This window comes from Streptomyces sp. NPDC091272 (genome assembly GCF_044757485.1).
Lineage (GTDB): Bacteria > Actinomycetota > Actinomycetes > Streptomycetales > Streptomycetaceae > Streptomyces.
Genome location: NZ_JBIVVC010000014.1, coordinates 166,837 through 178,667 on the forward strand (window position 1 = coordinate 166,837; position 11,831 = coordinate 178,667).

The 11,831-nt window shown below is 72.0% G+C and carries 11 protein-coding genes and 2 pseudogenes; 4 read left to right on the forward strand and 9 right to left on the reverse strand.

Features of this window, described 5'->3' with window-relative positions; all coding sequences use genetic code 11:
• Nucleotides 1-268: 268 nt before the first annotated feature.
• Nucleotides 269-1,381: pseudogene (locus ACIQM4_RS30480) on the reverse strand (serine hydrolase domain-containing protein).
• Between the two features lie 458 nt (nt 1,382-1,839).
• Complete coding sequence (locus ACIQM4_RS30485; RefSeq protein ID WP_401598211.1) at nt 1,840-2,787, reverse strand: GlxA family transcriptional regulator; 948 nt, start codon at nt 2,785-2,787, stop codon at nt 1,840-1,842.
• A 163-nt stretch (nt 2,788-2,950) separates the two neighbouring features.
• On the opposite strand from ACIQM4_RS30485, the gene ACIQM4_RS30490 reads away from it, so the two are divergent.
• A complete protein-coding gene (locus ACIQM4_RS30490; RefSeq protein ID WP_401598213.1) occupies nt 2,951-3,589 on the forward strand; it encodes an HD domain-containing protein in 639 nt (212 codons plus the stop codon).
• Nucleotides 3,590-3,682: 93 nt separating this feature from the next.
• Nucleotides 3,683-3,769 (forward strand): annotated as a pseudogene (locus ACIQM4_RS30495) (hypothetical protein); the annotation flags it as partial.
• Between the two features lie 363 nt (nt 3,770-4,132).
• Here ACIQM4_RS30495 and ACIQM4_RS30500 read toward each other — a convergent pair.
• The 6 genes from ACIQM4_RS30500 to ACIQM4_RS30525 form a co-directional block, all read right to left on the reverse strand.
• Nucleotides 4,133-4,531: a hypothetical protein gene (locus ACIQM4_RS30500; RefSeq protein ID WP_401598215.1), complete on the reverse strand. Its 399-nt coding sequence runs from the start codon at nt 4,529-4,531 to the stop codon at nt 4,133-4,135.
• 196 nt (nt 4,532-4,727) lie between these two features.
• Nucleotides 4,728-5,768 (reverse strand): NAD(P)-dependent alcohol dehydrogenase, encoded by a 1,041-nt coding sequence (locus tag ACIQM4_RS30505; RefSeq protein ID WP_401598286.1) that lies wholly within the window; start codon nt 5,766-5,768, stop codon nt 4,728-4,730.
• A gap of 110 nt (nt 5,769-5,878) precedes the next feature.
• Complete coding sequence (locus ACIQM4_RS30510) at nt 5,879-6,670, reverse strand: SDR family NAD(P)-dependent oxidoreductase (RefSeq protein ID WP_401598217.1); 792 nt, start codon at nt 6,668-6,670, stop codon at nt 5,879-5,881.
• Nucleotides 6,671-6,684: 14 nt separating this feature from the next.
• On the reverse strand, nt 6,685-7,305 hold the full coding sequence (locus ACIQM4_RS30515; RefSeq protein WP_401598218.1) for a TetR family transcriptional regulator: 621 nt from the start codon (nt 7,303-7,305) through the stop codon (nt 6,685-6,687).
• Nucleotides 7,306-7,423: 118 nt separating this feature from the next.
• Nucleotides 7,424-7,969: a TetR/AcrR family transcriptional regulator gene (locus tag ACIQM4_RS30520; protein ID WP_401598220.1), complete on the reverse strand. Its 546-nt coding sequence runs from the start codon at nt 7,967-7,969 to the stop codon at nt 7,424-7,426.
• A 19-nt stretch (nt 7,970-7,988) separates the two neighbouring features.
• Entirely contained in the window at nt 7,989-8,645 is a 657-nt protein-coding gene (locus ACIQM4_RS30525; RefSeq protein WP_401598222.1) for a sugar O-acetyltransferase, read from the reverse strand.
• Nucleotides 8,646-8,830: 185 nt separating this feature from the next.
• Here ACIQM4_RS30525 and ACIQM4_RS30530 point away from each other — a divergent pair, with 185 nt between their 5' ends.
• Entirely contained in the window at nt 8,831-10,069 is a 1,239-nt protein-coding gene (locus ACIQM4_RS30530) for an MFS transporter (RefSeq protein ID WP_401598288.1), read from the forward strand.
• A gap of 100 nt (nt 10,070-10,169) precedes the next feature.
• Here ACIQM4_RS30530 and ACIQM4_RS30535 read toward each other — a convergent pair whose 3' ends face one another.
• Nucleotides 10,170-10,730, reverse strand: a complete 561-nt coding sequence (locus ACIQM4_RS30535; RefSeq protein ID WP_401598223.1) for an EF-hand domain-containing protein — start codon at nt 10,728-10,730, stop codon at nt 10,170-10,172.
• A 394-nt stretch (nt 10,731-11,124) separates the two neighbouring features.
• Here ACIQM4_RS30535 and ACIQM4_RS30540 point away from each other — a divergent pair, with 394 nt between their 5' ends.
• Complete coding sequence (locus ACIQM4_RS30540) at nt 11,125-11,643, forward strand: lytic polysaccharide monooxygenase auxiliary activity family 9 protein (protein ID WP_401598225.1); 519 nt, start codon at nt 11,125-11,127, stop codon at nt 11,641-11,643.
• Nucleotides 11,644-11,831: the final 188 nt, after the last annotated feature.

The window sequence follows — 11,831 nt, forward strand, 5'->3', positions numbered from 1 at the left end:
CGGGCACTGCGCGGAGCGGGCTCGGGTACACCGCTTCGCAAGAAGCGTGACGCCCCGAAGTTGCCGGGATCGCCGGAGCACGCGCGAAAGCCCTTGCCCTCCACCATCATTGGCCGGAAGCGGCCCCCGAACCGTCCGGGCGCCGCCGTCGAGGCGGCGCCCAGCCAGGCTTCAAAGCCGAGTCCCCGTGGTTCCTAGCGGTCGTACGGCAGCCGGCCGACGCCCCTGGACCGTCTCGCCCCCTTCGGGCCTCGGGGCCCGGCCCGCCTCAGCGGCGCTCGGGCAGGTCGGCCTCCGCCGGAAGGACGGAGAACGCACGCGTCGTCGCGGTCGACGACGACCCGGGCGGCACGGTCTTCCTCCCGCAGAACGCCGCCTCCAGCGTTCCGCCGAGCGCCGTGTTCGCCGCGCCGCGGTTCGAGGTGTTCGCCATGGCGGAGAGCGCGCGCCGACCGTCGCGGGTGGCGAACGCGTAGGTGTAGTAACCCTGCACGGTGCCGGTGTGCCCGTACACCTCGGTGCCGCAGGACAGGAGGTACCGGCGCAGCCCGAGCCCGTAGAAGCGGGTCCCGGTGGCATCGGTGGGGGTGGCCGTGGTCATGGCGTCCAGCATGCGGGGCGACAGGAGTCTGCCTCGCATCAGCGCGCTCGTGAAGGTGTTCAGGTCGGCCGGGTCGGAGATGACCGCGCCGGCCGACCGGGCCCAGGAAACGGCCTGCTCCGTGGAGTCGACCAGCGGGGCCCCCTCCTCGTCGGGGTGGAGGTAGCCGCGTACGTGCGTGCCCTTGATGCTGACCCGCGGGTGGACGTAGGAGGTGTGCCGCAGCTTCAGCGGCTTGAAGATGCGCCGCTCGTACTGGGTGGCGACGGAGGTGCCCGTGGCGTTCTCGATGAGCATGCCTACGACGACGAAGTTGGCGTTGGAATACTTGTAGGCCGCACCGGGTTCGGTGGTGCGCGGGAGGGCCAGCGAGAGGTCGACCAGCTCCTGGTAGGAGAAGACGCGGTTGCGGACGGCCTCGAATCCGGGCACGGTACTGGCGAACATGGCGTCGGTGTAGTCGGCGAGGCCGCTGCGGTGGGTGAGCAGGTGACGGACCGTGATGCGGTCGTCGGGCAGCAGGCCGGGGAGATAGCGGTTGACCGGGGCGTCGAGCTCCAGTTTTCCCTCGTCGACCAGTTGGAGCAGGACGACGCTGGAGAAGGTCTTACTGACACTGCCGATGCGGAAGCGCGCACGGGTGTCCATGGCCTCGCCCGAGACGCGGTCGCGGACGCCGACGGTGCTCGTACGGACGCCCTAGGGCCCGGTGAAGCGGGCCATCGCGCCCGGAGCGCCGTTGGCCATGGCGGAGTTCAGGGCCGCGGTCACGCCGGCCATGTCGGGGGCGGGGGCCGCGGGGGCGGCCGGTGCCGCGGGGACGGCCGGTGCCGCGGAGGCGGCGCCGACGGGGGCGAGGCCGCCGGCGAGGGTGGCGGCCAGGACGGCGGCCAGGGCCAGCCTTGAGGGCGTCGACAGGTGCACGTGGCTCCTCGTTCTCGACTCGTCGGAGAGACGGCGCACGGGTGGAGTGCGCCGTGAAACCGGGAGGGCCGCTCGTTGGTACGCCGCCCCCGGATCTTCATGCAGCATGAGTGTCAACGGGGCGCGTCGGTTCCTGTCACGGGGCATCGACAGTTCGTCCGACGGTCCTGCCCACCCCTCCGTCGAACGTCGCCCTCCCCGCCGGGCTCGCAGGGCTTCCGCGACTCCCCACGAGCCCGGTGGTGCACGGGCGCTCCTCCCGCCCGTGATGGCGGCGAAAGGGGCGAGGGTTTGCTGGAAACGGTCCGCGTGGCTCAGGGCGCGGGACTGGGTTTGCGGGTGGCTGTGTGGAAGCGGGTGCGGTAGGCGGTCGGAGTGACGCCGAGGTGGCGCAGGAAAACCCGGCGCAGCGTCTCGTCGCTGCCCAGGCCACTGCGCTGCGCGGTGGTGGTGACGGTTTCCCCTGCGTCGAGGAGTGTCTGGGCGGCTTCCAGGCGGATCAATTCGACGTGGCCCGCGGGTGTGGTGGCGACCTCCTGACGGAAGAGGCGGGTGAGATGGCGGGTGCTGAGGCCGGCCCGTCGGGCGAGTTCGGGGAGTGAGTGGTCGGCGGCGGGGTCCGCGGCGATGGTTCTCAGGAGGTCGGCGAGTACCTGGTGGCGTGGCGCGGGAGTGCGCAGCGCGTGCGAGAACTGCGACTGTCCGCCGGGGCGTTGGAGGTAGACGACGAGGTCGCGTGCCACTGCGCGGGCGAGTTCGGAGCCTTCGTCGGCCTCGACGAGGGCCAGGGCCAGGTCAAGTCCGGCGCTGACTCCCGCCGAGGTGTAGATGCGGCCGTCACGTACGAAGATCGCATCGCTGTCCACGTCGATGTCCGGGTGGCGTCGCGCCAGCGTGGCCGTGTGGCGCCAGTGCGTTGTGGCCCTGCGGCCGCGCAGCAGACCCGCGTCGGCGAGCGCGAACGAACCGGTGCACACCGACGCGGTGCGCCAGGCCCGGGAGTGCAGCGCCCGGACGGTGTCGAGCAGGCCGGTCGGCATCCGGTGGGGCAGGTCGCGGGAGCCGGGGACGATCAGGGTGTGCATCCGTGGTGTCGGGTCGTCGACCGGCTCCGTGAGCAGTTGGGTGCCGGCCGCGGTGGTGACGGGCCCGCCGCGCAAGGACAGCAGCCTCACGCGATAGCGGGCACCCAGGGAGGCTGCCGTGCTGAAGACCTCCACCGGGGCGGTGACATCCAGCAGGCGGACGCCGTCGTACGCCACAACAGCGACAGTACGAGGCAGGGGGCGTTCGCGCGATTCCATCGTCCCAGGCTAGCGCCGCGCGATGTCCCAATGTGTGGGATTGCTGTCCGTACAGACATAGCGCCTGTACGCGTCACGGAGGCACGCTGGGTGGACCGGAGACCACCGACGAGGAGCCACCATGACGACCAGGATTGCCGACGTCGAGATTCCCGACAGCGCGCTCACCCGGGAGGCGACCGAGCTCGTCCGTGACTCGGCAGGAGAGCTGCTCTACGACCACTCACGTCGCGTCTTCCTTTTCGGCGCCTTGCGCGGGCACCACCGCGACCTGGAATTCGATCCCGAACTCCTCTACGTGGCAGCCTTGTTCCACGACCTCGGGCTGACAGCGAAGTACGCCGACTCCGAGCAGCGCTTCGAGCTCGACGGTGCGGACATGGCACGCGACTTTCTTCTGCGCCACGAACTCTCCGTGGATCGGGCCCGGACCGCCTGGACGGCCATCGCCCTGCACACGACCCCGCAGATCCCGTGGCGGATGGAGCCGGAGGTCGCGCTGGTCACCGCGGGCGTCGAGCACGACGTACTCGGCCTGGGCTTCGAGGAGATCACGAGCGAGCAACGTGCCGCGGTCGTGGCGGCCCACCCGCGCCCGGACTTCAAGCGCCGCATCCTCGCGGCGTTCACGAACGGCATCGCGCACCGTCCCGAGACGGCCTTCGGCAACGTCAAGGCCGACGTACTCGCACATTTCTCGCCCGGCTTCGTCCGCACGGACTTCGTGAGCATGATCGAGAACTCCAGGTGGCCCGAATAGGGCCCGACCAGGGCCCCCACCCGATGTAGACGTTCGCGTGACCAGTGCGACATCGTCATCGCGGGCGGTACGGAATCCTGCACGACCCCGCTCATCGTCACCGGCCTCGCCCAACTGGGCGCACTGTCGACACGGCGCCAAGATCCTGCGGCTGCCTCCCGGCCCTTCGACCGCGCACGCGACGACTTCGTCCTGGGCGAAGCAACCGCGATCCTCGTCCTCGAACGGTCGGCGGACGCCACTGCCCGCGGCCACCGACCACGGGCCCTGCTCGCCGGCTGCGGATCCATCACCGACGCCAATCACCCCATCGCCCCCCCACCCCGACGGCCGCGGCATCAAGCACGCCATACGCCTCGCCCTGGCCGACGCCCGCCTCGACCACCGCGAGGTGGGTTACGTCAACGCCCACGGCACGTCGACCCAGGCGGGCGATGCCGTGGGAGCGGAAGCGATCCGCACGGACACCCTTGGTGAGACACGGCTCACCCGCCCCGGGGCGGCGCCCTGTCGTGCACCTCGCCCGGTCGCGCGCCCGCGCCCTCAGGCGGGTCGGTCGGTCCTGGTGCCGATCGTCAGCTCGACCTCCTCGCCCACCTGCCGGAACTCCCGGACGGACCAGGTGTGTTCGTCCACCCGGGTGCCGGCGCCCGTGGTGTACGCCGGAACGGCCAGCACGGGTCCCACCGGGCCGCCGGTACGCAGTTCGGCGTCGGCTGCCGTCCCGTCCGAAAAGCGCAGGTCCACGCCGGCCGGCTCGGGCCCGGCGGCGAAGGCACGGGGATCGGGAAGCCCCTGGAGGTTGCAGCGGGCCCCGGGGAACAGATGCGTGTGGCCGCACACGGCCGGAAAGGTGTCCGGGCCGGGCGGCCCGTCGGAGGAGGAGGACGGCGATGACGAGGAGGACGGCGAGGACGAGGGACCTGTGGGTGGCTGCGGCATGGCGGGCTCCGGGTTCACGGCGGGCGTCTGGTCGTCCGCAGTCTCGCCGCGCGGGAACGCCCCGGCCACCGGACGCACGGCACGGGGGTCGAGCGTCCGGAGCGGGGGTCGAGGCGCCGGAGTGGGGGGCAGCCGTCGGAACGGGGTCGAGGCGCCGGAGCGGGGGGCAGTCGCCCGGAGCGGGCAGCCGCGGGGGTCAGCCGTTCGGCAGGATGACCGCGCGGCCGTTGATGCGGCCCTCGTGCAGCCGCTCGTACGCCGTGGGGGCCTCGTCCAGCGGGTAGGTCTCGACATGGACCTCGATCACACCGGAACGTGCCAGGTCCAGCACCTCGATCAGCTCGGAGCGCGACCCCCAGTACGGGGCGCGGAACGCGGCGTCGTAGGGGACGGCGCCGAAGCCGACCGGGGCGCTGCCGCCGCCGATGCCGACGATGGTGACGTCCGCCTCCACGGCGGCGCAGGCCGAGGCCGTGGCGACGGTGGGCGGCGCGCCCACGAAGTCGAAGACGGCCTGGGCGCCCAGGCCCCCGGTCAGTTCGCGGACCTTGGCCGCCGCGTGCTGGTCCGACAGGACGACCTCGTGCGCGCCGACCTCGCGGGCGAGATCCAGCTTCTCCTCGTTCACGTCCAGGGCGATCACCCGGGCCGAGGTCAGGGCCCGCAGCAGCTGGATGGCCACATGGCCCAGGCCGCCGGTGCCGATGACCACGGCGGTGCTGCCCGGGGCGAGCTTCGGCAGGGAGGTCTTGATGGCGTGGTACGGGGTCAGGCCCGCGTCGGTGAGCGGCACCGCGGTGACCGGGTCGAGGTCGCCCAGCGGAACCAGGTGGCGCGCGTCGTCCACGATCATGTACTCGGCGAGCGCACCGGGGGCACCCAGTCCCGGCGGACGGATGCCGAGCTCGGCGGCGCGCAGACAGATGTTCTCCTTGCCCTGCGCGCACATCAGGCAGTTCCCGCAGCCCCACGGCCCGTACACGGCGACGGACTCGCCGGTCTCGAACCCGGTGACGCCGTCACCGAGGGCGGCCACGGTCCCGGCGCCCTCGTGACCGAGGGTGAGGGGCAGCGGGAAGGGCAGGGCCTCGGCGGGCCAGCTCATCACCGCGATGTCGGAGTGGCACACGCCCGCCGCGGTCACCTTCAGCAGCACCTGGCCGGGGCCGGGTTCGGGACGGTCGACCGTGACCACCTCGGGGGTCGCGCCGACACTGCGGTACTGGACCGCCTTCATCCGGGTGGGTTCTGCGGACATCAGAAGTCCTCTCTTCTCTTCATTCTCTTCGCGCGCTCGCTGCCGGGCGCTCGCTGTGGTGTGTGTCGTCGGTGCCGGGCGTGGCCGGGTCAGCGGGCCGCGTAGCCGCCGTCGACGAGGTGGTAGCTGCCGTTGACGAAGGAAGCTCGGTCGGAGAGCAGGAACAGGGTGAGCTCGGCGACCTCCTCCGCGGTGCCGAGGCGGCCCTGCGGGTGGAGCGAGATCAGGTAATCACGCTGCGAGTCGGCGTCCTGGAGCAGCGGGGTGTCGATGAAGCCGGGGGCGACCGCGTTCACCCGGACGCCTCGGGAGGCGTACTCGACGGCCGCCGTCTTGGTCAGGCCGACCACGGCGTGCTTGGCGGCGGAGTACGCGGCGGAGCCGGCGAAACCGTTGCTGCCGAGGATCGAGGACATGTTCACCACGGCGCCGCCGCCGGAGGCCAGGATGAGCGGGAGTTCGTGGCGCAGCGAGTAGAAGACGCCGTTGAGGTTGGTGTCGATCACCCGCTGCCAGTCCTGCACCCCGTACTCGCCGGTGGGCGCGGAGGCCCCGGCGATCCCGGCGTTGTTGACGGCCAGCTGGAGGCCGCCGTAGGTCGCGGCGGTGAACTCGACGGCGCGGCGCACGGACTCCGGGTCGGTGACGTCCACGCGGACGGCGGCGGCCCGGCCACCGGCCGCGTTGATGGCCTCGACGGCCTCCTTGGCGCCCTCCTCGTTGTGGTCAGCGACGATGACGGACGCCCCCGCGTCGGCGAGCCGGCGGGCGATCTCCAGGCCGATGCCGGAGGCGGCGCCGGTGACCAGCGCGCTCTTGCCGGCGAACTCGTCGGCGGCGGCGGGGGTGTGGGTGGACGCGTGGGTGGGCGTGGTGGACATGGTGGTACCTGGTTTCACTCGCGGGTGACGCTGGGTGCGGGCTCGGCGGCCAGGGCCGCGAACGCCGCGTCGATCAGCTGGGGAAGAGCAGTGCTCGCCTCCGGGGCGATCCAGAACCGCACCGCGGTGCTGAAGGCACCCACCGCGAGCGACACGGCCAGCGCCGGGCGCAGGTCGTGCTCGGGGTCCAGATCGAGGCGGCGCGCGACGATCCGCACCGAGGCGTCCTGCGCCTCGTCGCGCACCTGCCCGAAGGCGGACTCCAGCGCGGGCTCCTGGTGGAGCAGCCGCAGCAACTCGCCGGAGCGGGTCACGCGGTGCCAGGCACCCGGGTCGTGGTCGAGCCAGTCGCGCAGGGCACGGTGGTAGGCGGTGAGCGGGTTCTCCTCGGCGGGGCGGGCGTCGAGCGCCGCGTTGATCCGCGCGAAGTCGGCCCGCAGCGCGTCGACCACGGCGTCCTCCTTGCCCGAGAAGTACCGGGTGAAGGTGCGCCGGGAGACGTCCACGCGCTCGCTGATGGCCTCGACGGTGACCTGGTCTAGGCCCTTTTCGAGCACCAGGTCCACGGCGGCGCACGCCATGGCCTCGCGACTCCTCTGGACCTTACGGACCCGGCGGCCCTCCGTGCTGCTCATGCCCCACACCGTACTCCTGAAAATGTCCCAATGGGACACTTGTCCTTCTGGGACAGAAAATCCGAGGCAGGAGTCCCTTGAGACTTGAGATACGAACTCCTGAGTCGGCGAAGTGGAGTCAGGCGGGCCTGGTGACGCGGGCGACGGCCTCGGCGGTGAGCGCGCGGTCGTGCGGTTCGGTATCCAGGGCACGGTGCAGGGACAGACCCTCGATCAGGGCGTCGAGCTGGCGGGCCGTGTCCGGCGGGAAGTGCTGTTCGAGGATGTCGCGGCTGCGGTGCATCCAGGCCCGGGTCAGCTCCCGGTAGGCGGGCTGCCTCGCGGCGAGCGTGTACAGCTCATGGGTGAGGACGAGCTGGCGCTGATCCCCGCTGGAGAGGTGGTGGACCAGGTCGACGACCGCGGCGCGGGCCTCGTCCGGGGTGCCCGCCGCGCCGAGCCGCTGTTCGAAGACCTCGACGATGGTGGTGGCGAACCTGCCGAACGCCTCGCGCAGCAGTTCCTCCATGTTCTGGAAGTGGTACGTCATCGACCCGAGCGGCACCCCGGCCCGGACGGCCACCTTGCGGTGCGAGATCCCCGCGACGCCCTCGTCCGCGATGAGGTCGAGGGCCGCGTCGATGATGCGGTCACGCCGCTGGGGATCGGTGCGTCCGGTGGCCACCGGGTCTCCTCATGACAGGTCAGGTCTGGTCGGCGCCCTGACCAGGGTCCTGGTCGGGGCCGTGGTCGAGGCCCTGGTCGGGGCCCTGGTCGGGGTCCTGGATCGAGCGGATCACCCGGGCGGGATTTCCGACGGCCACCACGTTAGCCGGGATGTCCCTGGTGACCACGGCGCCGGCCCCGATCACGGAGTTGTCACCGATGTGCACGCCGGGCAGGACGATCACGCCGCCGCCGAGCCACACATTGTCCCCGATGGTGATCGGTTTGGCAGCTTCGAGCCGGTCCCGCCGCGGCTTCGCCTCGATCGGGTGGGTCGGCGTCAGCAGCTGCACGTTGGGACCGATCTGGCAGTCCTCACCGATGTGGATCGGGGCCACGTCGAGCGCGGTGAGGTTGAAGTTGACGAACGTGCCCGCGCCGACGTGGATCCGGCTGCCGTAGTCGACACACAGGGGCGGCCTGATCTCCGCGTTCTCCCCCAGGGTCCCGACGAGTTCCGCCAGCAGCGGCCTGGCCGCCTCCGCGTCCTGGGCGAAGGCGGCCGCGTACTCGGAGGCCAGCCGGAAGGCCCGCTGGTGCTCCCGGGCGTTCTCCGGGTCGTCGTCGATGTACAGGTCTCCGGCGAGCATGCGCTCGCGCTGGCTACGGGGGTCCCCGGCGAAGTAGTCAGTCATGGGTACGATCGTACACTCGCGAATGTACGATCGTACTCTCCGCCGGGAAACCGGCGCTGTCGTCACCCTCCCCCCGGCTCCCTCCGCTTATTCCCACTCCCTCCCGCTCCCTCCTGCTCCCCTTCCTGAGGACGATCACCTTGGACGCGACCACTCGCCGCTGGCGTGCCGCCCTGTTCACCTTCATGCTCGTCGCCGGCGCCGGCATGGCGTCGTGGGTGTCGCGTACTCCCGCGATACGGGACGAACTCGGCGTGTCCACCGGGGCCATGGGGCTCGTCCTGTTCGGGCTGTCGACCGGCTCCATGGTCGGGGTGCTCGCCTCCGGCGGCCTGGTCGGGCGGCACGGCGGGCGTCCCGTCATCCGGGTCGGCGCGGTACTGATCGTGGCCGGCCTGGCGGTCGTCTCCGCGGGGGCCGCCACCGCGCTGCCCGCCGGGGTCTTCTGCGGACTCGCCCTCTTCGGGGCGGGCCTCGGCCTCGCGGAGGTCGCCTTCAACATCGAGGGCGCCGCACTGGAACGCCGCGTGGGCCGGCCGGTCCTGCCGGTACTGCACGGCTGCTTCAGCCTGGGAACCGTGGTGGGCGCGCTGCTCGGCATGGCCCTGGCCGCCGCGCGGTTCCCCGTCGGCCTGCACCTGCTGGCCGTCGCCGTCGTGCTCGCCGGCGTGTCCGTCTGGGCCGTCACGTCGATTCCGTACGGCACGGGCAAGGCCGACCCCGCGGACCGGCGTTCCGGCGGCTGGCAGGACCAGCTCCGGGTCTGGCGGGACCGGCGGCTGGTCCTCATCGGTGTCGTCGTCCTGGCGATGGCGCTGGCCGAGGGGTCCGCCAACGACTGGCTCCCGCTGGTGATGGTGGACGGCCACGGCACCTCCGCCACCGCCGGCTCCCTCACCTACACCGCGTTCGCCGTGTCGATGACCCTGGGGCGCTTCGCGGGCGGTCCCTTCCTCGTCCGCTTCGGCCGCGCGGCGGTGCTGCGCGCCAGCGCGCTGGGCGCCGCCGCGGGCCTGGCCCTGGTCGTCTTCCCCTCGGACCCCGTGGTCGCCACCGCGGGAGTCGTGCTGTGGGGGCTCGGCACGTCGCTCGGCTTCCCGGTCACCGTCTCCGCCGCGGGTGACGATCCGCAGTACGCGGCCGCACGCGTCGCGGCCATGTCGACCGCCGGTTACCTCGCCTTCCTGGTCGGACCGCCGGCGCTCGGGCTCCTCGGGGAACACCTCGGGCTGCGCCACGCACTGATCAGCGTCCTCGCCCTGCTGCTCGTCGCCGCGGTGATCGCCCCTGCGCTGCGGCCCGCCTCCGCACACGTACGGCCCGCGGCGGGCGGGTCGCATCCCGCCGCCGGACGACCGTCCGACCGGCAGCGGGCCGCGGGTACACCGCATTCGGGCGGGCCAGGCGAGACCGGAGGCCGGTGAGGCCGCGGGTCGCTGCGGCGCCGGAGGTCCCATGGGTCAGCCAGAGGCCCCCAGGGGTCAGCGGGACCGCGGGTCGCTGTGACGCCGGAAGCCCCGAAGGTCAGCGGGACCGTGGGTCGGGTTGGCCGGGGATGCGTCCGCACATCAGGTTGCCCGGTTCCGAGGGGTCGTCGCTGATCCAGAACTGGCACCACAGCGCGGCGAATTCCGCCCGGCCGAGGTAGCCGTCCCCGTCCAGGTCCAGCCGGTCGAAAACGTCGTCGGTCTCCACGCTCCGGCCGTGCCAGATCTCGACGAGCCGACGGTGCTCGGCGCGTGAGATGCGGCCGTCCCGGCTCTCGTCCACGGCGTCGAAGAGGGTGTCCGCGGTCGCCGCCACGGTGTCGCGCATGGCGGGCAGACGATCCACCAGGGTGAGCAGCTCACCCATGTCGACCTTGCCGTCGTTGTTGGCGTCGGCGACCGACAGAAGGCCGTCCCACCAGCCCATCAGGAGTGTCTCCACCCGCTCCCGCAGTTCCGTTCCGGGCTCCACGCCGGGGAGTTGGCTCCACCGGACCACGAGGGCCTCGAAGTCGTCCTTCTGCAGATAGCCGTCCCCGTTCACGTCGAACGCGGCGAACATGTTCTCGATCTTGCGTTGCTGAAACACGCTGGCCATGGCTGGGCCTCTTCTCGCGTCGAGTCTCACGTCGAGCCGGTGCACCGCCACCACTCGTGGCGACCGTGCGGTCACCATAGGTGTGGCCGAAGCGCCGTGCCGCCGTGTTCGAGGGACGTCACCCACAGCACAACCGAGCGAGTACTGGGGCCAGTTGGGCACGTGTCGCGCCAACACCCGTTTCCGCGCGACTCCTTGACAGGGCCACGCCCACTTGTATGGTCTAGTCCAAGCAGAATTCACCACTCCGCTTACGGGGTCGAACTCCCCGTGCCCGGAGAGCTCTGTGCCACCCTTCGCGCCTCTTGGCCCCACCCACGAGAGGCCGACCCGAGGACACCCGGCCCCCCACACGCCGTGTGTTTCCGGGAAGCCCTGAAGTGAAGGAGTACGCATGAACACCCGAAGGACGAAGGCCGCGCTCGTAGGTGCCTTCCTCGCCCCGGTCATCGCCGTGTCCCTGCCCGCGAGCTCCGCGAGCGCGCACGGATACATCTCCGACCCGCCCAGCCGTCAGGCGCAGTGCGCCGCGGGCACGGTGCCGTGCGGCGACATCACCTACGAACCGCAGAGCGTCGAGGGCCCCAAGGGGCTCAAGAGCTGTAGCGGCGGCAACAGCCGCTTCGCGGAGCTCGACGACGACTCGAAGGGCTGGGTCGCCACCCCCGTACCGAAGAACGCGACCTTCCAGTGGCGGCTGACCGCCCAGCACGCGACCAGCACCTGGGAGTACTACGTCGACGGCAATCAGATAGCCGTCTTCGACGACCACGGCGCGCAGCCGGGCGCGACCGTCAGCCATCAGGTCGACTTCGGCGGCCTCTCCGGCAAGCAGAAGGTACTGGCCGTGTGGAACGTCGCCAACACGACCAACGCCTTCTACGCCTGCATCGACGTGAACGTCGGAGGCTGAACAGCACGTCCGCGCCGCTGAGTTGACGGCGCACCACGGCCCCGGGGGGCCCGCCGGGGGGGGGGGGGGCGGCGCGGCGGGGGCCGCGGGGCGCCGGGGGCGGGGGGGGGGCGGGGGCGCGGCCGCCGCCCCGCGGGGCGGGGTGGGGGCGCAGCCGGCGCCCCCGCCGCCCCGACAGCCAGGGCTGG